Source organism: Mycobacterium kyogaense (genome assembly GCF_036946525.1).
Taxonomy (GTDB): domain Bacteria; phylum Actinomycetota; class Actinomycetes; order Mycobacteriales; family Mycobacteriaceae; genus Mycobacterium; species Mycobacterium kyogaense_A.
Genome location: NZ_JAQIIY010000009.1, coordinates 138,859 through 160,128, shown reverse-complemented (window position 1 = coordinate 160,128; position 21,270 = coordinate 138,859). Strand labels below are relative to the sequence as shown.

General features: G+C 67.6%; 20 protein-coding genes and 1 tRNA gene. 11 read left to right on the top strand and 10 right to left on the bottom strand.

Annotated features, from left to right (window positions below):
• Nucleotide 1 precedes the first annotated feature (1 nt).
• From PGN37_RS07940 to PGN37_RS07925, 4 genes are all read right to left on the bottom strand, one after another.
• Complete coding sequence (locus PGN37_RS07940; RefSeq protein ID WP_335330474.1) at nt 2–1,585, bottom strand: HNH endonuclease signature motif containing protein; 1,584 nt, start codon at nt 1,583–1,585, stop codon at nt 2–4.
• 125 nt (nt 1,586–1,710) lie between these two features.
• Nucleotides 1,711–2,016 (bottom strand): nitrite reductase small subunit NirD, encoded by a 306-nt coding sequence (gene nirD, locus PGN37_RS07935; RefSeq protein ID WP_335330473.1) that lies wholly within the window; start codon nt 2,014–2,016, stop codon nt 1,711–1,713.
• Nucleotides 2,013–4,478, bottom strand: coding sequence for a nitrite reductase large subunit NirB (nirB, locus tag PGN37_RS07930; protein ID WP_335330472.1), 2,466 nt, complete (start codon nt 4,476–4,478; stop codon nt 2,013–2,015). Before nirB ends, nirD begins: the two co-directional genes overlap by 4 nt.
• Before the next feature lie 3 nt (nt 4,479–4,481).
• Entirely contained in the window at nt 4,482–4,835 is a 354-nt protein-coding gene (locus PGN37_RS07925) for a molybdopterin oxidoreductase (RefSeq protein ID WP_335330471.1), read from the bottom strand.
• A gap of 172 nt (nt 4,836–5,007) precedes the next feature.
• Here PGN37_RS07925 and PGN37_RS07920 point away from each other — a divergent pair, with 172 nt between their 5' ends.
• The 3 genes from PGN37_RS07920 to PGN37_RS07910 are packed head-to-tail and all read left to right on the top strand — an operon-like array spanning nt 5,008 to nt 10,778.
• Nucleotides 5,008–6,438, top strand: coding sequence for a nitrate/nitrite transporter (locus tag PGN37_RS07920; protein ID WP_335330470.1), 1,431 nt, complete (start codon nt 5,008–5,010; stop codon nt 6,436–6,438).
• 1 nt (nt 6,439) lies between these two features.
• The gene (locus PGN37_RS07915; protein WP_335330469.1) at nt 6,440–10,381 is read left to right on the top strand and encodes a bifunctional nitrate reductase/sulfite reductase flavoprotein subunit alpha; all 3,942 of its coding nucleotides are present in this window, start codon (nt 6,440–6,442) and stop codon (nt 10,379–10,381) included.
• 31 nt (nt 10,382–10,412) lie between these two features.
• Entirely contained in the window at nt 10,413–10,778 is a 366-nt protein-coding gene (locus PGN37_RS07910; protein ID WP_335330468.1) for a (2Fe-2S) ferredoxin domain-containing protein, read from the top strand.
• 88 nt (nt 10,779–10,866) lie between these two features.
• Here PGN37_RS07910 and PGN37_RS07905 read toward each other — a convergent pair whose 3' ends face one another.
• The 3 genes from PGN37_RS07905 to PGN37_RS07895 form a co-directional block, all read right to left on the bottom strand.
• Nucleotides 10,867–12,093 (bottom strand): type II toxin-antitoxin system HipA family toxin, encoded by a 1,227-nt coding sequence (locus PGN37_RS07905; RefSeq protein WP_335330467.1) that lies wholly within the window; start codon nt 12,091–12,093, stop codon nt 10,867–10,869.
• Nucleotides 12,090–12,341 carry a helix-turn-helix domain-containing protein gene (locus PGN37_RS07900; protein WP_335330466.1) on the bottom strand — a complete coding sequence of 84 codons (252 nt, stop codon included), beginning with the start codon at nt 12,339–12,341 and terminating at the stop codon, nt 12,090–12,092. The genes PGN37_RS07905 and PGN37_RS07900 overlap by 4 nt, the downstream gene beginning before the upstream one ends.
• Nucleotides 12,342–12,556: 215 nt before the next feature.
• Nucleotides 12,557–12,642: transfer RNA gene (locus PGN37_RS07895), tRNA-Leu, on the bottom strand.
• A gap of 74 nt (nt 12,643–12,716) precedes the next feature.
• On the opposite strand from PGN37_RS07895, the gene PGN37_RS07890 reads away from it, so the two are divergent.
• Together PGN37_RS07890 and PGN37_RS07885 are read left to right on the top strand one after the other, a co-directional pair.
• On the top strand, nt 12,717–14,051 hold the full coding sequence (locus PGN37_RS07890) for a M20/M25/M40 family metallo-hydrolase (RefSeq protein ID WP_335330465.1): 1,335 nt from the start codon (nt 12,717–12,719) through the stop codon (nt 14,049–14,051).
• 22 nt (nt 14,052–14,073) lie between these two features.
• The gene (locus PGN37_RS07885) at nt 14,074–14,613 is read left to right on the top strand and encodes a YbhB/YbcL family Raf kinase inhibitor-like protein (RefSeq protein WP_335330464.1); all 540 of its coding nucleotides are present in this window, start codon (nt 14,074–14,076) and stop codon (nt 14,611–14,613) included.
• Here the strand turns inward: PGN37_RS07885 and PGN37_RS07880 are convergent.
• From PGN37_RS07880 to PGN37_RS07870, 3 genes are read right to left on the bottom strand one after another with little or no spacing between them, the layout of a single operon-like run.
• Nucleotides 14,610–15,683, bottom strand: coding sequence for a quinone-dependent dihydroorotate dehydrogenase (locus PGN37_RS07880; protein WP_335330463.1), 1,074 nt, complete (start codon nt 15,681–15,683; stop codon nt 14,610–14,612). The genes PGN37_RS07885 and PGN37_RS07880 overlap by 4 nt on opposite strands.
• Nucleotides 15,683–15,946, bottom strand: a complete 264-nt coding sequence (locus PGN37_RS07875; RefSeq protein WP_335330462.1) for a DUF5703 family protein — start codon at nt 15,944–15,946, stop codon at nt 15,683–15,685. Before PGN37_RS07875 ends, PGN37_RS07880 begins: the two co-directional genes overlap by 1 nt.
• A 28-nt stretch (nt 15,947–15,974) precedes the next feature.
• Complete coding sequence (locus PGN37_RS07870) at nt 15,975–16,967, bottom strand: hypothetical protein (RefSeq protein WP_335330461.1); 993 nt, start codon at nt 16,965–16,967, stop codon at nt 15,975–15,977.
• Nucleotides 16,968–17,147: 180 nt separating this feature from the next.
• On the opposite strand from PGN37_RS07870, the gene PGN37_RS07865 reads away from it, so the two are divergent.
• The 6 genes from PGN37_RS07865 to PGN37_RS07840 are packed head-to-tail and all read left to right on the top strand — an operon-like array spanning nt 17,148 to nt 21,252.
• A complete protein-coding gene (locus PGN37_RS07865; RefSeq protein WP_335330460.1) occupies nt 17,148–17,459 on the top strand; it encodes a hypothetical protein in 312 nt (103 codons plus the stop codon).
• A gap of 44 nt (nt 17,460–17,503) precedes the next feature.
• Nucleotides 17,504–18,334, top strand: a complete 831-nt coding sequence (locus PGN37_RS07860; RefSeq protein WP_335330571.1) for an undecaprenyl-diphosphate phosphatase — start codon at nt 17,504–17,506, stop codon at nt 18,332–18,334.
• A complete protein-coding gene (locus tag PGN37_RS07855) occupies nt 18,331–19,041 on the top strand; it encodes a histidine phosphatase family protein (RefSeq protein ID WP_335330459.1) in 711 nt (236 codons plus the stop codon). Before PGN37_RS07860 ends, PGN37_RS07855 begins: the two co-directional genes overlap by 4 nt.
• A gap of 27 nt (nt 19,042–19,068) precedes the next feature.
• Nucleotides 19,069–19,656: a DUF3090 domain-containing protein gene (locus PGN37_RS07850; protein ID WP_335330458.1), complete on the top strand. Its 588-nt coding sequence runs from the start codon at nt 19,069–19,071 to the stop codon at nt 19,654–19,656.
• Complete coding sequence (locus PGN37_RS07845; RefSeq protein ID WP_335330457.1) at nt 19,640–20,467, top strand: SCO1664 family protein; 828 nt, start codon at nt 19,640–19,642, stop codon at nt 20,465–20,467. The genes PGN37_RS07850 and PGN37_RS07845 overlap by 17 nt, the downstream gene beginning before the upstream one ends.
• Before the next feature lie 17 nt (nt 20,468–20,484).
• On the top strand, nt 20,485–21,252 hold the full coding sequence (locus PGN37_RS07840; protein WP_335330456.1) for a 3'(2'),5'-bisphosphate nucleotidase CysQ: 768 nt from the start codon (nt 20,485–20,487) through the stop codon (nt 21,250–21,252).
• Nucleotides 21,253–21,270: the final 18 nt, after the last annotated feature.

Below are 21,270 nucleotides of genomic sequence, written 5' to 3'. Positions count from 1 at the left end.
GTTAGAACGCTGGGATCGACTCGCGCAGATAGTGCTCCGCCCAGGGCGCGTTGCGTTTTCGCTCGGCGTCGACGCGTTGTCGGCGCGCGTGCATGCGGGTGATCCGCCGCTTCGACATGGCGAGGCCGGCCCTCTGTTTCGGGGGCGGGGTGCCGCGCGCGAGGACCGGTGCGGTGGGTTCGGACAGTTCGGGGAACAGCAATCGGCTGCCCGGGTAGCTCGTCGAGGTTTGGCCGTCGGGGTCGGTGAACACGATCGTCCCGTCGGGGTGCTGCACGGTCGACCAGCCTGGCCAGAAGGTTTTCAGCAGGTGATGGTGACGGCAGTATCCCGCCAGGTTCGACGCGCACGTCGGTCCCCAGGGATACGGGATCGTGTGATCAAGGTCGTCGATCGGCCGGGTGCAGCCGGGGTGACGGCAGGTCAGGTCTCGTCCTCGCACGAAGTCGGCCAACGCTTGCGAGGGTCGGTAGCGCGGTTCCGCTGCGGCCTGGCCCGGATGGATCAGCGTCATGCTCCTGGCGTGCGTTGCGAGTTGAGCGACGACGGCCCCGGGCAGCACCGGACCGCCGATGACGATGCCGGGCGATGCCGAACTGAACTCGCCGGGGCTTGCGCTCAGCTCGGTGGCGAGCTGTGCGATGGTGTACTCGCGCAACGGTTGTGACAGAAGCGGCGGCCGGTCGCCCGTCAGGGCCCGCCGCTGTGTCGTGAGATCGCCCGTTGGTGGCTCGGCTGTTTCGGCCGCGGGCTCGGGGTCTGCCCGCACCCCGGTGCCCGCGTCGCCGACAGCGTCCTCACGGGCGATGACATGGATGACGACCCCGCCGACGGGAGGTCTGGCGGCCGCGTCGCAATCAGATTCCTCGCACATGCACGGCAACCGGTCCCAGCCGAAGCCCATCGCCCCCAGCGCTGCTGCTCGGCGCTGATCCAGCGTTCGTGGATCCCGCTCGCACACTGTGCGGGCCAGCAGGTCGGCTCGCCGGTCGAACGCCGCACCGTCGGTGGCGTTGACGGTCGCGTCCACATGGGCGACTCCCGTGGCGCCGTCGGTGTGCACGGTAACTCCCGTCGTGCGCACCACATCCTCGGCCCGGCGCACCGCATACGGGTCGTGGCGCAGCACGAGGGCGTCGATGTCGGCGTCGGTCTGACTCAGCGACTTCGCGCCCCAATCGCGCAGCTGCGCAGCCAGTTCGGCGTCGATCGCCCGCAGCGCGGCAGGGTCCTGCACCAGCGCGGTCCGTTGGCAGATGGTGCGCACCAGCAGGTAGGTGATCAACCCCTCGGCGAAGACCGCAGCGACTTCGGGGAGCCGATCCCGCAGGACGACTGCGTTGGTCAGCAGGGCGTTGACCATTCCGCTGGTCAGCGCCTGCGCCGCACCGATCTGTGCACACACCGAGGACCAGTTGTCGCAACGCCACTGCTCCCGTTCGGCCGATCCCGATGCTGCGTGGGCCTGCTCGAGCAGATCGGCCATCGCCGACAGTCGCGCGGCGCAGGCCGCGTTCTCGACCCGCGCATACGCTCGCACCCGCTGACCAGGGGTGGTGGAGCCGCTGACGAATCGGTCGAACATACTGTCGAATCTATTGGCGCACCCTGCACTCCGCCACCGCGTCAGCTGCCACCTGTGGATGACGCCGATCCTGTGGACAAGTCAGTCTCGCAGCGTGATTCGTGTCGGACCCCTGTGGTAGCGCGCTACAGCGTGACCCGGATCGCGCCGTCGGTCACCTGCGCCGGATAGCTGCGGACCGCGAGATCGGCACCGGAGGTCTCCGTACCCGTGGACAAATCGAACGCGTACCCGTGCAGCGGGCACACCACGACGCAGTCGTCGGTCAGCCCGTCGGCGAGCGGACCACCCTTGTGCGGACACACCGCGTCGAGCGCGCGCACGGAATCGTCGCGCAGCCGGAAGACTGCCAGCTGGCGTCCCTCGACCGCGAACGTGCGTCCCTCACCGACGGGTATCTCGTCGACCCTGCCGACCTCGTGAGCGCTCACCTCACCGGCACCTGGGGGAGCGGCAGCAGCGGCAGCGAGGTGCGGAACTGCCCGTTGGTCTGCGGCTCTCGACCGTCGAGCCACGGATCCCGGTACGCGGCAACCGACTTCTGCATCCGCTCGTCCAACCCTGCGGCCGATCCCTCGGCGTCCTCGACCACCACCGCACGAATGTGCTCGATTCCCAGCCGCGGCACCCACTTGTAGGTGCGTTCCAGCCAGTTCGCGCTCTCCCGGTAGTACTGCAGGAACCGGCCCGTCAGCGTCATCACCTCGTCGGCGGAGTCCACCCTCGCCAGCAGGTCGCCCTTGCGGATGTGCGCCCCGGCCGCGCCACCGACGTAGATCTCCCAGCGGCCGCCGTCGACCGCGACGACACCGAGGTCCTTGCACAGCGCCTCCGCGCAGTTGCGTGGGCACCCCGTGACGGCCAGCTTCATCTTCGCCGGGCTGGCCAGCCCCTGGTATCGCTCTTCGATCGCGATACCCAACGCCGTGGAGTCGCCCACCCCGTAGCGGCAGAAGTCGCTACCCACACAGGTTTTCACCGTCCGGAAGCTCTTGCCGTAGGCGTAGCCGGACGGCATGTCCAGATCTGCCCACACCGCGGGAAGGTCCTCTTTGCGGATGCCCAGCAGATCGATCCGCTGACCACCGGTGCACTTGATCATCGGAATGTCGTATTTGTCGGCGACGTCGGCGATCTTGCGCAGCTGGGCCGCGCTGGTCACGCCACCCTTCATCTGCGGCACCACCGAGAACGTGCCGTCCCGCTGGATGTTGGCGTGCACGCGATCGTTGATGAATCGGGCGTCACGTTCGTCGACGAACTCGTCGGCCCACATCATCTCCAGCAGCGACGCGAGCGCCATCTTCGAGCCGGCATCGGGTTTGCCGTCGGGAGCCAGCGCGGCGAACACCGATGAGACCGAATGTAATTGGAGTTCACGGATGTGACGCATCAGCGTCGGCTTGTCGTAGGGGATGGCGGGGACATACCAGGACGCCGACGGGTCCTCGGTGACCGCACCGCCGGCCGCCCACTCCACCACCTGGCAGACCAGCTCCTTGCAGGAACCACACCCCTTACCCGCCTTGGTCTTCGCCATCACGCCCGCCACCGACGTCGTACCGTCCTGCACACATGCCGCCAGCGCGCCCTTGGACACGCCGTTGCAGTTGCACACCTGGGCGTCGTCGGCCAGTTCGGCGATGCCGACGCCGACCTCGGGGGTGCCGATGTCGAACATCAGCGCCACCCGCTCGTCGGGCAGCGGCAGCCCGCTGTCGAACGCCTGGGTCAGGAACGACACCTTGGACACATCGCCGACCAGCGTGGCGCCCACCAGTTTTCCGTCCCGGATCACCACGGTCTTGTACACACCGTGCTTGGGTTCGCTGTACTGCACGAACTCGTCGTCGGGATGCTCGGGCGCCTTGACACCCATCGCGGCGACGTCGACCCCCGCAACCTTGAGCTTCGTCGCCACGCGTGAGCCGTGGTAAGCGGCGGTGACGTCCGCACCGGTGAGGTGATCGGCCAGCACCCGCGCCTGCTCCCACAGGGGCGCGACCAGACCGTAGACCTGGCCGCGATGCTGGGCGCACTCACCGACGACGTAGACGTCGTCGTCGTCGACAGAACGCATGTGGTCGTCGGTGACGATCGCACGTTCCACCGTGAGGCCGGCCCGTTGTGCCAGGCCGACATTCGGCCGGATACCGGCCGCGATCACCAACATGTCGCAGTCCAACTGCGAGCCGTCGGCGAAGCGGATGCCCGTCAGCCGGCCGTCGGTCACCAGGACCTCGCTGGTGCGCTTGTCGGTGTGCACCCCGATGCCCAGCGATTCGACCGACGCGCGCAGGATCGCCCCGGCGGGGTCGTCGAGTTGCGCGTTCATCAGTGTCGGGCCGGCATGCACGACATCCACTGCGAGGCCGCGGTTCTGCAGGCCGCGCGCGGCTTCCAGACCCAGCAGCCCGCCCCCGACGACGACGGCCTTGGTGCGGTGCGCCGCTTCGGCGATCATCGTCGCGGTGTCATCGAGCGTGCGGAAGCCGAACACGCCGTCGGCCAGCGTCTTGTTGTCGGCCCACAGACCGGCCATCGGCGGGAAGAACGAGCGACTCCCGGTCGCGAGAATGAGTTTGTCGTAGTGCAGGGTGGTGCCGTCGTCGGCGTGCACGAGGTGGGCGAACGTGTCCAGCCGGACCACGCGCACCCCGGCGCGCAGCTCGATGTCGTTGTCGGCGTACCAGTCCAGCGCGTTGAGGTAGATGTCGGTCGGATCGTCGGCACCGGCCAGCACGTTCGACAGCAGGATGCGGTTGTAGTTGCCGTACGGCTCGTCGCCGAAGACGGTTATCTGGAGCTGCTCACCGCCGCCGCGGGCGAGGATCTCCTCGAGCGCGCGGATGCCGGCCATCCCGTTGCCGACGACGACGAGGCGCTGCGCCACCGTCTACACCTCGACCAGACCGAGATCGACGATGACGGTTCCCGCCACCCCGTCGGGCGCAGCCACGTACAGCTCCAGCACGGTGTCGGCGAGCAGGTCCTCGACCACCCGCAGCGCAACATGGGTGGCGCCCTTGGCGGCGATCGGGAAGTGCCGCATCGGCGCGCCGTCCCGATAGAGCACGACGCTGATCATCTCGTCGGTCGAATTGCCGCCGCGGAAGTACACGGGCTGCGCGATGGCGCCCGCGGGCACCACGTACCGCAACGAGGCGTCTACGGGCAGGGGCGCGTCATAGCCGCCTCCGGCGAAGGCGAAAGCGCCTTGCAGGAATTGCGGACTGCTTCCGTCGGACATGGAAGTGAAGCTAAGAGCCCCGTGTTTCCGTACGGTTTCGGCGATGCTGCGCCCGTGGATACCCCCGCTCACATCGCCACCGCCTCACGGTGAGCCGGCAGGCGATGTGAGGGTGAGTTTTCATCTGTGTCATCGAGGTGCAACGGGTCGGGAATGACCTGGGCTTTCACTGATGGCCATGGCAACCACGACAGCGGGCAAGCGCGACATCGAGCACTGGGATCCCGAAGACACCGAGGCCTGGGAGGCCGGCGGCAAGGACGTCGCGCGCCGCAATCTGATCTGGTCGGTGATCGCCGAACACGTCGGCTTCTCCGTGTGGTCGATCTGGTCGGTGATGGTGCTGTTCATGCCGCAGAACGTCTACGGCATCGACGCGGCAGGCAAGTTCTACCTCGTCGCGGTGCCGACGCTGGTGGGTGCGTTCATGCGCATCCCCTACACGATCGCCCCGGCCCGGTTCGGCGGACGGAACTGGACGATCGTCAGCGCGCTGCTGCTGCTCATCCCGACCCTGCTGACGCTGTACTTCATGAAGAATCCGGCGTCCTACACCACCTATCTGGTGGTCGCCGCCTTCGCAGGGCTCGGCGGCGGGAACTTCGCCTCCTCGATGACCAACATCAACGCGTTCTACCCGCAGCGGCTCAAAGGCTGGGCGCTCGGGCTCAACGCCGGCGGCGGCAACATCGGCGTGCCGGTCATCCAGCTCATCGGCCTCCTGGTGATCGCGACCGCGGGAAACACGCGGCCCGAGATCGTCTGTGCGGTCTACCTGGTGGCGATCAGCGCTGCCGCGCTGGGTGCGGCGTTGAAGATGGACAATCTGCGCAACCAGAAGTCGAATCTCGGCGCACTGGTGGAGGCCCTGCGCTTCAAGCACTCCTGGGTGATGAGCTTCCTCTACATCGGTACCTTCGGCTCGTTCATCGGCTTCTCGTTCGCCTTCGGCCAGGTGCTGCAGATCAACTACCTCGCCGGCGGCGACAGCCCCGCTCAGGCGTCACTGCACGCCGCCCAGATCGCCTTCCTGGGACCGCTTCTCGGCTCGATCGCCCGTCCGTTCGGGGGCAAGCTCGCCGACCGTATCGGCGGCGGCAAGATCACGCTCTACACCTTCGTGGCGATGATGTTCGCCGCCGGCATCCTGATCGTCGCCGGGACTCTGGACGACGCGCAGGCCGGCGCCGCCACCGGCGGCCAGATGACGGGCTATCTCGCCGGATTCATCCTGCTGTTCGTCCTGTCGGGCATCGGCAACGGTTCGACCTACAAGATGATCCCGTCGATCTTCGAGGCCAAGGCGCAGGGTCGTGACGATCTGGACCGCGAGCAGAAGGCCGCGTGGTCACGGGCGATGTCGGGCGCGCTGATCGGATTCGCCGGTGCCGTCGGCGCATTGGGTGGCGTGTTCATCAACATCGTGCTGCGGGCGTCCTATGTCGGCGACGCGAAGTCGGCGACGAACGCGTTCTGGGTGTTCGGCCTGTTCTACGTGGTCTGCGCCATCGTGACCTGGGTCGTGTTCCTGCGTCTCGGCAACAACCGCGACCGCACCGGCGAGCACCTCGGACGTCCGGCCACACCGGTCGTCGCCGGATAACATGCCGCGCACCGCCTGTTCGTATTGCGGTGTCGGGTGCGGGATCTCGATACAGACCCGCCCCGACGCCGCGACCGGCGCACCCGTCATCGCGACGGTGTCCGGGGACACCCTGCACCCGACGAACGCCGGTCGGTTGTGCACCAAGGGGGCGACGCATGCGGAGATGATGGCCGCCACCGAGGGCCGCCTGACGACGGCGTTGATGCGGCCCGCGCGCGGAGCCGACCCGGTCGCGCTCGACGTCGACGACGCGCTCGCCGAAGCGGGCCGGCGGCTGCGCGCGATCGTCGACGAGCACGGCCCCGATGCGGTGGCGATCTACGTCTCGGGGCAGATGTCGATCGAATCGCAATACCTGGCAACGAAACTCGCCAAGGGTTACCTGCGTACAGTGCACCTGGAATCCAACTCACGCTTGTGCATGGCCAGTGCCGGAGTCGGCTACAAACAGTCGCTGGGTGCCGACGGGCCGCCGGGGTCATATCACGACTTCGATTGCACCGACCTGTTCTTCGTGATCGGGTCCAACATGGCCGACTGCCACCCGATTCTGTTCCTGCGGATGGCCGATCGCCTCAAGGCCGGTGCGAAACTCATCGTCGTCGACCCTCGGCGGACCACCACCGCGGACAAGGCCGACCTGTACCTGCAGATCCGGCCGGGCACGGATCTCGCCCTGCTCAACGGGATTCTGCATCTGCTCGTCGTCGATGGGGCGATCGACGAGCAGTTCATCGCCGAGCACACCGAGGGCTGGGAGGCGATGCCCGCCTTCCTCGCCGACTATCCACCGGATCGCGTCGCCGAGATCACCGGGCTCTCCGAGGCGGACATCCGCACCGCGGCGACGATGATCGCCGATGCGGGGGAGTGGATGACGTGCTGGACGATGGGTCTGAACCAGAGCACCCACGGCACCGCCAACACCACCGCGATCTGCAACCTGCATCTGGCCACCGGCGCGATCTGCCGTTCCGGCAGCGGGCCGATGTCGCTAACCGGGCAGCCCAACGCCATGGGCGGGCGCGAGATGGGCTACATGGGTCCGGGTCTGCCGGGGCAGCGTGCCGTGCTCTCCGCGCGGGATCGCGCGTTCGTCGAGGAGCAGTGGGGCCTGGAGCCGGAGACCATCCGGACCGACGTCGGGCCGGGCACCGTCGAGATGTTCCGCAGGATGGCCGACGGGCAGATCAAGGCCGTCTGGATCATCTGCACCAATCCCGTTGCGAGCGTGGCGAACCGATCGACGGTGCTGGCGGGACTGGAGGCTGCCGAGCTGGTGATCGCGCAGGACGCGTACGCCGAGACGGCCACCACCCGCCACGCCGACATCGTGCTGCCCGCCACCATGTGGGCCGAAGCGGACGCGGTGATGGTCAACTCGGACCGCACGATGACACTGCTGGCGCAGGCGATTCCGCCGCTGGGGGAGGCGCGCCCGGACTGGGAGCTCATCTGCGGGGTCGCCCGCCACCTCGGCTTCGGTGACGATTTCGACTACAAGTCCAGCGAAGAGATCTTCGACGAGATCCGGCGGTTCTCCAACCCGGACACCGGATATGACCTCCGTGGCATCACCTACGAGCGGCTACGCGACGCCCCGGTGCAGTGGCCATGCCCACCGGAGGACAGCGCCGGCGGATCGCCGGACCGCAACCCGGTCCGTTACCTCAATGACGGTGTCTCGCAGACCCTGTTCGTCGACACCGACGGTCACCGCCCACGTCTGGCGTTCCCCACGCCGTCGCGGCGTGCCGTGTTCCATCCGCGGCCGCACGTCGACGCCGCGGAACGTCCCGATGACGACTATCCCGTCGTCTTGAACACCGGTCGCCTGCAACATCAGTGGCACACGATGACCAAAACCGGCAGGGTCGCCAAACTCGCCAAGCTCAACCCCAAGCCGTTCATCGAGATCCACCCCGACGACGCCGAGGTCGCGCAGATCGCGAACGGGAGCGCGGTCGAGGTTGTCTCCCGGCGGGGCCGTGCGGTGCTGCCCGCGGTCGTGACCGATCGCGTCAGGCCGGGGAACACGTGGGTGCCGTTCCACTGGAACGACGAGCACGGTGAGGATCTGACCGTGAACGCGCTGACCAACGACGCGGTCGACCCCGCGTCGCTGCAGCCGGAATTCAAAATCTGTGCGGTGCGGCTGGCGCCTCTGCCGGCGCCCGATATGGCCGAACACGAGAAGTTCTATGTCCAAGGATTTCTCGCCGGCATCGAGCAGGGCCGACCGGGCGTCCCGGTGCTGCCCGCCGACGCTCCGCTGAGCATGCAGACTCGACTGTTCGTCGAGGGCATGCTGGCGGGCCGCTACTCCCGCGCCCCCGAGACAACCGGAGCGCCGGTGCCCGACGGGCCGTTGGTGCTGTGGGCGTCGCAGACCGGTAATGCCGAGGAGTTCGCGGAACAGGTCAGTCGACGGTTGGGCGGCGCGCGGCTGGCGGCGATGGACGACATCGAGGTTGCGGAGCTCGCCGACGCGGGTGAGGTGGTCATCGTCACCAGTACGTTCGGCGACGGCGGTCCACCGGACAACGGAGCCGCCTTCTGGGAACGGTTGGCCGGCGCGGACGCGCCCGCACTCGATGGGCTGCGCTATTCGGTTCTCGGTCTCGGTGATCGCTCCTACGGCAACTTCTGTGGTCACGCCAAATCTCTGGATGCGCGGCTGACAGCGCTGGGCGCCGCCAGGATGCTCGATCGTGCCGACTGCGAGGTTCACGACGCGGCGCCGATGACCCGGTGGGCGGATGCGGTCGTCGAGACGTTGACCGGTGAGGCGCCCACCGGCGTTGTCGCAGCACCCGATCCGGTCGTCTTCACGCGCGCGAATCCGGTCGATGCGCCGCTGTGCCGCAACCTGGCGCTCACACCGTCCGATGCGGCAAAAGAGGTGCGGCAGTTCGGGTTCGACATCAGCGCCCACGACGTCTCCTACGCTGCAGGGGACTCGCTGGGTGTGTACGTGCGGAATTCTGCCGGCACCGTCGAGACGTGGCTGCGGGCAACAGGATTCAGCGGCGACGAAGACACGGTGGTCGACGGCGAGTCGATGCCGTTGAGAGAGGCGCTGACTGCTCACTACGACGTGAGCAAGGTGACTGCCGACCTGGTCTCGTTCGTCGCCGAGCATGCCCGGGACGCGGCATCGTTGCGGCGGCTGCGCAGTGATCGACGCGCGTGGGATCGATGGCTGGGCGGTCGCAACGCACTCGATCTGGTGACGGACTTCGGGGTGCGCGCCGATCTCGAGTTGTGGCAGGAGGTGCTGGTGCGGTTGACCCCGCGGCAGTATTCGATCTCCTCCAGTCCGCTGGTCAGTCCGCACGAGGTGCAGTTGACCGTGTCGGTGGTGCGCTATCGCAACCCTGCTGGGGAGTTGCGCGGCGGGGTCGGGTCGACGTACCTGGCCGAACTGCTCGAGGGCACACCGGTGCCGGTGTTCCTGCAACGATCTCCCCATTTCCGGCCGCCGGCGGACCCGACCACACCGATGATCATGGTCGGCCCGGGTACAGGCGTCGCGCCGTTCCGCGCGTTCCTCCAGGACCGCCGAGCCCGCGGCCACACTGGGCCGAACTGGCTGTTCTTCGGTGATCAGCACCGGGCGCAGAACTTTTACTACCGAGAAGACCTGCAGGACATGGTTTCTGACGGATTTCTCAACCGGCTCGATCTGGCGTTCTCCCGTGATCAGGCTCAGAGGATCTATGTGCAGCACAAGATGCTGGACTACGGCGCCGACGTGTGGCGATGGTTGGAGGACGGCGCGCACGTCTACGTGTGCGGGGATGCGACGCGCATGGCCAAGGACGTCGACGACGCACTCACCGCGATCATCCGTGCTCACGGCGGGATGAACGACGAAGCCGCGCGAGCGTACAAGCGGGAGCTGGTCGCCGACAAGCGCTACGTGCGCGACGTGTACTGAGTGGGGTCAGCCGGCTGGCAGGATCGCGAGCGTGGCGCTCGACCGATCCAAACCCACCGTGACACTGTGCCGTGGGTGCTGCTGCGGTACGTCGAAGAAGCACCCGGACAACGACCACGAGGCACAAGTCAGCTCGCTGCGGGCTCTGCTGCACGACGTCGCCGACCTCAGGCTGTCCGATTGCCTCGGACCGTGTGAGCGTTCGAACGTCCTGGTGGTCACACCGTCGGTGGACGGGCATCGGCGCGGCGGGCGCTCGACCTGGCTCGGATACGTCTTCGACGAGACTGCGGGATCGGCCATCGCGGAGTGGCTTCGCGACGGCGGGCCAGGCGTGACCGAATTCCCGCGGAGCCTCCGGCGGTACCGCTTCACCAGGCCGAGAAAGCGACGCTGAAATCTGTCGGTGGTCGCACGTAGCTCGAATCATGGTTGGGTGGGGGCGGCGGTGCGCCATCCAACGCCCGGAGGTGTGGGCTGTCAGCTCACCTCAAACTGTCGAGCCGGGTGTTCAGCATTTTCGCGAGGCGATCTGTTTGCCGGTCGTCAAAACCTATCTCGCCACATCTACCCGGCCATGCAGTTGCGACGTCGACCATGGCATCGATCATGTTTTTCGTCGCCCGCTCGCGTATTCCAAGTCGTTCGCCCGCCTCGATGAAGTTGGCGCGCGTAAGGCGGTTCGCTCGTCCGTACAGGTTGAGCGCCATAGGGTCGTTCCACCCGGCGTACGGCTGCGTGCAGAGCAGGTCATAGGCGGGAGTCGGCTGCCACAATCCGTCCGGGTTGAAGATCGACATGTTCTTGCCGTGCAGGTCCCCGTTCCCGATCAGCCAGCTGAAGACAACAACTTTCAGCAACTCGATCAGCGCTACCGCTCGCGACCCGCCTCCGCGCCCGCAGGCATCGGCGAGTTTTGTCAACGCGGTCTCCGTCTTGATGCGGTACTTCGACGCCGGATACAGGTTGGCGACTTGGCACGCATCTTCTTGCGGAATTCGTCTAGTCCCAACGCGGTCAAATCGATTCACCAGTAAGGCGCTGCGCCCCTGCGCATCGTGTAGCAACGTCGTCTGAGCGGCTCGCAGTCCGCATGCCGATGCCATCCGCATGAAGAAGTGCTCGTTTTCGACGAGGAGCGGGAAGCCGGTGGGGTTCAGCTTGAGTATTGCGGGGCCTGCGCGAGTGTGAGCCGGAGTCGACATCATGCCAGCACTGACTTTGGGTTGCACTCCTGTCAAACCGACAGGGTCGGCCTCGATAGAACCCGTCAGCTTCACAAAGACTGCATGAAAGTCGTTGTCTCGCTCCGGTTCGAATAGCGGCAGCGGCAGGAGGGGAGCTGCGCCGGCGGGGAACACTCGAATGTTGCCGATGGTGTCGGCGCCGATCGCGAGCAGCAGCGTCAGATGGTCATCCGCCGATGTCTTTGTTGACGAGGTGACGACGCCAAGCCGAACACCCTCCGGCAAGAGTCCGGCGAAAAACGGTGGAACGGCCCCTCCTGCGGTTACTACCGGATACTCGCCAGACCGCAGTAGTGACCAGGAAACCGATTGATCTCGTACACCCCCTTTACCAGGTTCATCCGCTACATAATCGAAGCTGACGGCATCTCCATGTTCGCGGGTCAGGTGGGCGGCTAGTACCTCGCCGATGTACACGTCGGCTTCGGTGACCTCGCGAAGGTCGAGGCCGATCCGGTCGGTCATTCGGGCGCCGAGCTCACATCGAGGCGCAGGCCAAGGACGTTGGCGATCTCCAGGACCGAACCGATCTTGGTTGCACCGGTGCCCGCTTCCAAGGTTTGGACGCTGTAGCGCGATACCCCGGCTAGGTCGGCCAGCGTCTCTTGAGTGAGCTGCAGCGCTAATCTTCGCTCAACGAAGGCTCGGCTTATGCCTGCTAATTCAGGCGTAAGGTCCTCGCGTTGCGGATTTGTCCGTCGTGGGCGTGCCATGACCCTCCTTATGCCTGATAAATCATGCATAACACAGAATCGCCCTTTAGGGTGGCGTCGTCAAGCTGTTATGCCTGATTTTTCACACATAAGCCGCCTCCGCAGCTGAAGGAGGGCTGCGAGGTCGGAGTAAAAGAAGAACAGATGTCAGCGAGCATCGAAAATCCGCTCCAGCCGAGGCCGGAGGGGATTTTGTGGATACCGCCAATAAAGTGTGTCCGAGGGGGGACTTGAACCCCCACGCCCGTTAATAGGGCACTAGCACCTCAAGCTAGCGCGTCTGCCATTCCGCCACTCGGACCGTTCGAAGGCAGCTTAGGTTAACGGATCGGTGGGCTCGGACCCAAACCGGGAGCGGGTGGTAGGAAAGGGGGCGTGAGCGGTCCCCTGACACCTAGCGACGAGGTCGTCGACCTCGTCAGTTCCCTGATCCGCTTCGACACCTCGAACACCGGTGAACTCGCCACCACCAAGGGAGAGGCCGACTGCGCCCGCTGGGTCGCCGCCCAGCTCGAAGAGGTGGGCTACACCTGCGAGTACGTGGAGGCCGGCGCGCCTGGCCGGGCCAATGTGTTCGCCCGCCTCGAAGGCGCGGATCGCTCACGCGGCGCCCTGATGCTGCACGGGCACCTCGACGTCGTGCCCGCCGAGGCGTCCGACTGGAGCGTGCACCCCTTTTCCGGCGCCGTCGAGGACGGATACGTCTGGGGCCGCGGGGCGGTCGACATGAAGGACATGGTCGGCATGATCATCGCGGTCGCCCGGCACTTCAAGCGCGCTGGCATCACCCCGCCCCGCGACCTGGTGTTCGCGTTCGTCTCCGACGAGGAGGCCGGCGGCAACTACGGCTGCAAATGGCTGGTGGAGAATCGCCCCGACCTGTTCGACGGCGTCACCGAGGCCGTCGGGGAGGTCGGCGGTTTCTCGCTGACCGTGCCTCGCCGCGACGGCGGTGACCGGCGCCTCTACCTCGTCGAAACCGCCGAGAAGGCGATGATGTGGATGCGGCTGACCGCCCGCGGCCGCGCCGGGCACGGGTCGATGGTGCACGACGACAACGCCGTCACCGCTGTCGCCGAAGCCGTCGCCAAACTCGGCCGCCACCAGTTCCCGATCGTGCTGACCGAATCGGTGGAGCAGTTCCTCGCCGCGGTCAGTGAGGAGACCGGCTACACCTTCGACGCCACCTCGCCCGACATCGAGGGCGCGGTCGCCAAGCTCGGCGGCATCGCCCGCATCGTCGGCGCCACACTGCGCGACACCGCGAACCCGACGATGCTCAAGGCCGGTTACAAGGCCAATGTCATCCCCGCCACTGCCGAGGCCATGGTCGACTGCCGCGTTTTGCCCGGCCGGCTCGCCGCGTTCGAGAAGGAGATCGACGAGATCATCGGCCCCGACGTCAAGCGCGAATGGGTCACCGAACTTCCCTCGTACGAAACACCTTTCGACGGTGAGCTGTTGGAGGCGATGAACGCTGCCATCCTGGCTGCCGATCCAGAGGCGCGAACCGTGCCCTACATGCTCTCCGGCGGCACTGACGCCAAACACTTCGCCCGCTTGGGTATTCGCTGCTTCGGGTTCGCGCCGCTGCGCCTACCGCCCGAGTTGGACTTCGCCGCGTTGTTCCACGGCGTCGACGAACGGGTACCCGTGGACGCGTTGACCTTCGGCGCGCAGGTGCTCGAACACTTCCTCCTGAACAGCTGACACTCGAAAGGACTCATCCGCCATGGCTTTTGACTACGATCCCTACTCCTTCCTCCCTGATCTGCCCGGCTTCACGCTCACCTCGCAGTCCTTCGAGGACGGCGACACCTGGGGAAACGATCAGGTAAGCGGGATCATGGGCGCCGGCGGTGACGATGTGTCGCCCCAGCTGAGCTGGTCAGGCTTCCCGGAGGAGACCCGCAGCTTCGCGGTCACGGTCTACGACCCCGACGCCCCGACCGGCTCGGGGTTCTGGCACTGGGCGGTGTTCAACCTGCCCGCCACGGTCACCGACCTGCCCGCCGGTGTCGGCGACGGCAGCAGCCAGGGCTTCCCCGGGGATGCGGTCACGCTGTCCAACGACGCCGGACTCAAGCGGTTCGTCGGGGCAGCCCCGCCGCCCGGACACGGACCGCACCGCTACATCGTCGCCGTGCACGCTGTCGACGTCGAAAAGCTCGACGTGCCCGCCGATGCCACGCCGGCCTACCTGGGCTTCAATCTGTTCAGCCACGCGATCGCCCGCGCGCTCATCACAGGGACCTACGAGAACAAGGGCTAAGCCCCCGCACCTCGTGACGCCGAGCCCACGGCCTCGCTGAGGCTGCTGAAACCGTTGCGGCGCAAGTGTTCTGCGATCCCGCGGTTGATCGATGCAGCCCACGAGCCGCCGCCGTAGATGAAGCCGGTGTAGCCCTGCAGCAAGGAGGCGCCGGCGGTGATGCGCTCCCACGCGTCGTCGGCGGTCTCGATCCCGCCGACGCTGATCAGCACCGAGGAATCTCCGACCCGCCGGTACAGCCGTCGCAGCACCTCCAGGGAGCGGCGCGCCACCGGCGGTCCGGAGACGCCTCCGGCGCCGAGTTCCGCCACCCCGGGCGTGCGCAGGCCGTCGCGCGAGATCGTGGTGTTCGTTGCGACGATCCCGGCCAGTCCGCAGGCGACGGCGAGGTCGGCGACGGCGTCGACGTCGTCGTCGGCCAGGTCGGGTGCGATTTTGACGAGCACCGGCGTCGACGTCGCTGCGACGACCGCGTTCAGGATCGGGCGCAGCGACTCGACCGACTGGAGGTCGCGCAGCCCGGGAGTGTTCGGCGAGCTGACGTTGACCACCAGGTAGGCGCACAGCGGCCCGAGCAGACGGGCGCAGTCCGCGTAGTCGTCCACCGCGTCCTCGGGCGCTGTCGTCTTGTTCTTGCCGATGTTCACCCCGATGGGTACGTCGGGGTTGGCCCGCGCCAGCGTGCGCACCAGTGCCGACGCGCCGTGGTTGTTGAAGCCCATGCGGTTGAGCAGCGCGCGGTCTTCCGGCAACCGGAACAGTCGAGGGGCCGGATTGCCGGGCTGCGGTCGCGGTGTCACGGTGCCGACCTCGGCGTGCCCGAAACCCAGCGCTCCCCATGTCTGTGCGCCCAGGCCGTCCTTGTCGAACCCTGCGGCCAACCCGAGCGGGGCGGGGAACTGCACCCCGAACACCGTGCTGGCGACTATGGGATCGTGGTCAGAGTATTTGCGCGCCAACGCATGTCGTGAAAAAGCGGGGGTGGTGGCGCCGCGCAGGGCGGCGAAGGCGACGTGGTGGATCCGTTCGGGCGGAATCAGGAACATCGCGCGCCGCAGCGCTGCGTACATCACAGTGCCGGCAGATCGGGACCCTGCGTGGCGTCGCCACGCTTCTTACGGCGCAACAGCACCCGCCGGCTGCCGTCGGTGTAGAGCCGCACGCGGGTCAGCTCCCATCCGCGGTACTCCGCCTCGATCGACAGGCGCACCGACGCGCTCACCCGGGTCACGTCGGGAGGCAGACGCAACGGAATCCACTCGTACTCGCCCGGATCGTCGGCGACGGCCTGACGCCACGCCGCAGGCATGCGTCCCCGCGAACCAGTGCTCATCGCTGCCCTCGGCTCTTCGCGCAAGCGCTCATCGTGACGCCCCCGGGATCACTTGCACACCACCACGATCACCGGACACCACGTACAGGGTGTCCGACGCATCGTCGAAAGCCAGCGTGTTCGGTTGCTGCACGGTTCGATATCGCACCTTCTCGACAGGGATCCCGGTCGCCAGATCGTATCCAACGACCGTGTTGGTCGCCGTCTGGGCAACCCAGGCGAGTCCGGTTTTCTTCCCGCCTGACGCGGTCAACCCGTAGGGCGCATCCGGTACCGGATAGCGCTGGCGCAGCATCAGCGGATCGACCCCGTAGACCAGGAGTTCGCCGCCGCGGGTGTCGGCCACCAGGACCCGACCGTTGGGGTCGGCGACCATCGTGGTGGCGCCGTCGCCGGCGCGCAGTGCCAGATCGGCGCTCGTGCCTTCGGGGTTCAAGCTGGTCACCGACGTCTGCCCGCGGTCGAGGACCACCGCGGTGTCGCCCTGGGTCACGATGTCGTCCACCCGGGCGAAGATCTTCAGCGACGCGGCGACCTCGTTGTCCAATGACAGGGTGTAGACGGTGCCGCCGGCGTCACCGAGCACCATCCGGCCGTCGCCGCGCCGCGCGATCGCGGTGAACTCCGCGTCCTCATGCCCAGCGATCGGCACCCGGGAAACCGCCCGTGTCCTGATGTCGACCAGCGAGTAGCCCCCGCGCAGGGCCACCGCCACGCGCCCCGGCCCGTCGGCGGACATCGCCGTGGCGCCACCGGGAAGTGGAATCGGGGTCGGCACACCATCTGCGCCGACGACCGTCACCACGGCGCGATCCGGTGCGTCCGCGCTGAGCACGACCAGCGCGCGAGTGGCTGGATCGACGAGCGCCGCGAACGCGCCGGCAGGGGCCGGCAGCACTCTGCCTGCAGGTGCCGCGGTCACCGGCGGCGACTCGGCGGCGCGGGCCGGTGAGATGGTCGGCGGAGGGGCATCCGCCTTGTGCGAGGAACACCCCGCGACCAGCAGGATTGCCAGCGTCACCACACCGCGCCTAAACGGCAGGCGAACTCTGTTTGAACGGCGCTGCAATGGGTAGCTCTCCGTCGTGCGTTCAGATCTTGATCGAACAGCCAGTGTAGGCGCCGGGAAAACCGCGGCCGGAAAGGCCTTTCGGCCCTATCCGGACGGTGCGAGCGGCCGGGCGAGCGTATGGTACAGACCATGACGCTGGCCATGGACCGCGACGCGAGCCTTCACGGCTTCGTGCTCGAGGACATCATCACCGGTGTACATGCGAGCGGCTACGGCCAGGTGGGGGACGGACGCACCTTCTCGTTCCACCTCGAGCGCCTCTGGCTCGTCGTCGAGGTGTACCGGCCGCGCCTGCGCGGCCCGGTCCCGTCGAACGAGGACATCGTCGCCATGGCGACCCGCAAGCTCACCGACATCGACCTGACGGATGAGCGGAGCATGGCCGCGGCGGTGCGCGACGCCGTAGCCGGAGCGCGTCCGGTGGCACGGAACGGACGCTGACGCCGCGCCACGGTACGGTCTTCGACGTGACTGACGTCCCCGCCATGTCGTGGCCTCAGGTCGTGGTTCTCTCCGTTCTCCAAGGCCTCACCGAGTTCCTGCCGGTGTCGTCGTCGGGGCATCTCGCGATCGCCTCGCGCATCTTCTTCGATTACGACGCCGGTGCGTCGTTCACCGCGGTCAGCCAGCTGGGCACCGAGGCGGCCGTGCTCCTGTATTTCGCGAAAGACATCGGGCGGATCATCAAGGCCTGGTTCAACGGCCTCTTCGTTTCCGCCCATCGCAATGCCGACTACTGGCTCGGCTGGTGGGTGATTATTGGCACCCTGCCGATCGGCATCATCGGCCTGCTGTTCAAGGACCAGATCCGCACCGGCGCGCGCAACCTGTGGCTGGTGGCGACCGCACTGATCGTGTTCTCCGCCGTGATCGCCGCGGCCGAGTACTACGGCAGGCAGACCCGCCGGGTGGAACAGCTCACGTGGCGCGACAGCGTCATCGTCGGCTTCGCCCAGTGCCTGGCGCTCGTACCGGGGGTGTCCCGCTCGGGAGCCACGATCAGCGCCGGGTTGTTCCTCGGGATGGATCGTGAGCTCGCGGCCCGCTTCGGCTTTCTGCTCGCGATCCCCGCGGTGTTCGCCTCGGGGCTGTTCTCGCTGCCCGACGCGTTCGCTCCGGTGAGCGAGGGAATGAGCGCTACCGGCCCGCAGTTGCTGGTCTCGGTGCTGATCGCCTTCGTGGTCGGTTTCGCGGCGGTGGCCTGGTTCCTCCGATTCCTCGTGCGCCACAGCATGTATTGGTTCGTCGGCTACCGGGTCGCGCTCGGCACGGTGGTGCTGATCCTCCTCGGCACCGGAGTGGTTGCGGCGACATGACCGTTCTCCTGCTGCGGCACGGACGCTCGACGTCGAACACCGCCCACACGTTGGCCGGCCGCTCCGAGGGGGTGGACCTCGACGACCGCGGTCGCGAGCAGGCCCAGGCGCTCGTCGAGCGGCTCGGCTCGTTGCCGATCCGGGCCATCGTGCGCTCGCCGCTACTGCGCTGCGAACGCACCGTCGAGCCGCTGGCCGCCGCGCTGGGCCTCGAACCGGTCGTCGACGAGCGGATCGTCGAGGTCGACTACGGGTCGTGGACCGGCCGCACGATCGGCGAGCTGGTGAAAGAACCGCTGTGGGCGGTCGTGCAACAGCAGCCCAGTGCCGCGGTTTTTCCCGACGGTGAGGGCCTCGCGACCGTGCAGGCACGCTCGGTGGCCGCTGTCCGCGAACACGATCGCCGACTGGCCGAGCAGCACGGGGCCGACGTCCTGTGGATCGCCTGCACCCACGGCGACGTCATCAAGTCGGTGCTCGCCGACGCGCTCGGCACGCACCTCGACAGCTTTCAGCGCATCAACGCCGACCCTGCGTCGGTCAGCGTCATCCGCTACACACCGATGCGGCCGTTCGTGATCCACGTCAACCACACCGGGTCGGCGCTGAACTCCGCGCTCACGGCCCCGCCGGCACCGGAGAAAACCGACGGGGAGGCAGCCGAGGTCCCCAGTGGTGACGCTGTGGTCGGCGGTTCAACCGGATGAGCTGCGCACGGTATTTTGGACTTAACCATGTCCCGTGAAATCCACGTCTTCCGCACACCCGACCGTTTCGTGGCCGGGACCGTCGGTGAGCCCGGGAACCGGACGTTCTACCTGCAGGCCGTGCACGACACCCGCGTGATCTCGGTGATGTTGGAGAAGCAGCAGGTGGCCGTGTTGGCTGAACGGATCGCGGCGCTGCTGCTGGAGATCAATCGCCGCTTCGGGACACCGATTCCGCCGGACACCGGGGAGGTCGACGATCTGAGCCCGCTCGTGACGCCGGTCGACGCCGAATTCCGGGTGGGGACGATGGGACTGGGCTGGGACTCGGAAGCGCAGACCGTCGTCGTGGAGTTACTCGCCGTCTCCGACACCGAATTCGACGCATCGGTCGTCCTCGACGACGCGGAGGACGGGCCCGATGCGGTGCGGGTCTTCCTGACCCCCGAATCCGCGCGTCAGTTCGCGACCCGGTCCAATCGGGTCATCTCGGCGGGGCGACCTCCCTGCCCCCTGTGCGACGAACCACTGGACCCCGAGGGCCACATCTGCGTCCGCACCAACGGCTACCGGCGCGGCGAGCTCGCCGGGTCCGACGATGACGACGACGCCTGAGGTCCTCGACCGCGGTGAACTGAGTGTCCTCGGACGCATCCGCTCCGCGAGCAACGCGACCTTCCTTTGCGAGGCGACGCTGGCCGACCAGGTCGTCCACTGCGTCTACAAGCCCGTGCGCGGTGAGGCGCCGCTGTGGGACTTCCCCGACGGCACCCTGGCCGGCCGTGAGGCGTCGTCGTATCTGATCTCCGAGGCGTTGGGCTGGAACCTGGTGCCGCACACCATCGTTCGTGACGGTCCGGCAGGCCCGGGCATGGTGCAGCGGTGGGTGGACCAGCCCGGAGACGCTGTTGCGGGCAACGACGAGACCGACGAGACCGCCGAGCCGGCCGGTCCCGATCTGATCGACCTCGTGCCCGCGGGCAAGGTGCCGCCCGGCTTCCTGCCGATCCTGCAGGCCTACGACTACGCCGGCGACGAGGTGACACTGGTGCACGCCGACGACGACCGGCTGCGCCGGCTCGCGGTGTTCGACGTGCTGATCAACAACGCCGACCGCAAGGGCGGCCACGTGCTCAGCGGCGTCGACGGCCGCGTCTACGGAGTCGACCACGGCGTCACGCTGCACACCGAGGACAAGTTGCGCACCGTGCTGTGGGGGTGGGCGGGCAAGCCGGTCGATGATCAGATGCTGACCGACATCGAGGCGCTCGGCGATGCCCTGCGGGCCGACCTCGGAGCGGAGCTGTGCTGCCACATCACCCCGCGGGAGGTCGCTGCGCTGCGCGCCAGAGTGGTTGCGTTGCTTCGTAATCCGGTGATGCCGACACCTGACCGGCGCCGTCCGATCCCGTGGCCGGCGTTCTGACGTGGTCTACTGATCCGGTGGAGCAGACCGACGCAGCGCTGGCCGCGACCGTGGCCGCCGAGGCCGGTGAGCTGCTGCTGTCGATGCGCACGCAGTTCGGGTTCTACGACCCCTACGAACTCGGCGACGCCGGCGACATGCAGGCCAACACGCTCATCCTCGACCGGTTGCGCCGCGCCCGCCCCGGCGACGCGGTGCTCTCCGAAGAGGCCGCCGACGACGTCTCCCGCGTCCACGCCGACCGGGTGTGGATCGTCGACCCCGTCGACGGCACCCACGAGTACTCGATGCCCGGCCGGGCGGACTGGGCCGTCCACATCGCGCTCTGGCAACGCACACACGAGGGCGGGGGAGCGATCACCGATGCCGCGGTCGCCCTCCCCGCCCGCGGCGAGGTGTACCGGACCGACACCGTCGCGCCGCCGCCACCCCGCGCCGACGGCCCCATCCGCATCACCGCCAGCTCCAGCCGGCCCCCGGCAGTGTTGTGGCGCATGCGCGACGAACTCGACATCGCGCTGGTGCGCATCGGCTCGGCGGGCGCCAAGGCGATGGCCGTGGTGCGCGGCGACGTCGACGCCTACATCCACGCCGGCGGGCAGTGGGAATGGGACTCCGCCGCACCCGCCGGCGTGCTGTGGGCCGCGGGCCTGCACGCCACCCGGCTCGACGGCTCCCCGCTCGTCTACAACCGCCGCGATCCGTACCTGCCCGACCTGCTGATGTGCCGTCCCGAAGTGGCCGAACCGCTGCTGAACGTCATTCACTCAGTCCCTCGACGGTGACCCCCGACGGCCGCGGCG

Excerpts from the sequence above, each read along its gene's own strand:
- PGN37_RS07885 (WP_335330464.1), top strand. The coding sequence starts at position 14,074 with ATGGCTTTTGACTACGATCCCTACTCCTTCCTCCCTGATCTGCCCGGC.
- PGN37_RS07905 (WP_335330467.1), bottom strand. The coding sequence starts at position 12,093 with ATGACCGACCGGATCGGCCTCGACCTTCGCGAGGTCACCGAAGCCGAC.
- PGN37_RS07850 (WP_335330458.1), top strand. The coding sequence starts at position 19,069 with ATGTCCCGTGAAATCCACGTCTTCCGCACACCCGACCGTTTCGTGGCC.
- PGN37_RS07875 (WP_335330462.1), bottom strand. The coding sequence starts at position 15,946 with ATGAGCACTGGTTCGCGGGGACGCATGCCTGCGGCGTGGCGTCAGGCC.
- PGN37_RS07845 (WP_335330457.1), top strand. The coding sequence starts at position 19,640 with ATGACGACGACGCCTGAGGTCCTCGACCGCGGTGAACTGAGTGTCCTC.
- PGN37_RS07880 (WP_335330463.1), bottom strand. The coding sequence starts at position 15,683 with ATGTACGCAGCGCTGCGGCGCGCGATGTTCCTGATTCCGCCCGAACGG.
- PGN37_RS07860 (WP_335330571.1), top strand. The coding sequence starts at position 17,504 with ATGTCGTGGCCTCAGGTCGTGGTTCTCTCCGTTCTCCAAGGCCTCACC.
- PGN37_RS07915 (WP_335330469.1), top strand. The coding sequence starts at position 6,440 with ATGCCGCGCACCGCCTGTTCGTATTGCGGTGTCGGGTGCGGGATCTCG.
- PGN37_RS07900 (WP_335330466.1), bottom strand. The coding sequence starts at position 12,341 with ATGGCACGCCCACGACGGACAAATCCGCAACGCGAGGACCTTACGCCT.
- PGN37_RS07920 (WP_335330470.1), top strand. The coding sequence starts at position 5,008 with ATGGCCATGGCAACCACGACAGCGGGCAAGCGCGACATCGAGCACTGG.
- PGN37_RS07865 (WP_335330460.1), top strand. The coding sequence starts at position 17,148 with ATGACGCTGGCCATGGACCGCGACGCGAGCCTTCACGGCTTCGTGCTC.
- PGN37_RS07940 (WP_335330474.1), bottom strand. The coding sequence starts at position 1,585 with ATGTTCGACCGATTCGTCAGCGGCTCCACCACCCCTGGTCAGCGGGTG.
- PGN37_RS07925 (WP_335330471.1), bottom strand. The coding sequence starts at position 4,835 with ATGTCCGACGGAAGCAGTCCGCAATTCCTGCAAGGCGCTTTCGCCTTC.
- PGN37_RS07855 (WP_335330459.1), top strand. The coding sequence starts at position 18,331 with ATGACCGTTCTCCTGCTGCGGCACGGACGCTCGACGTCGAACACCGCC.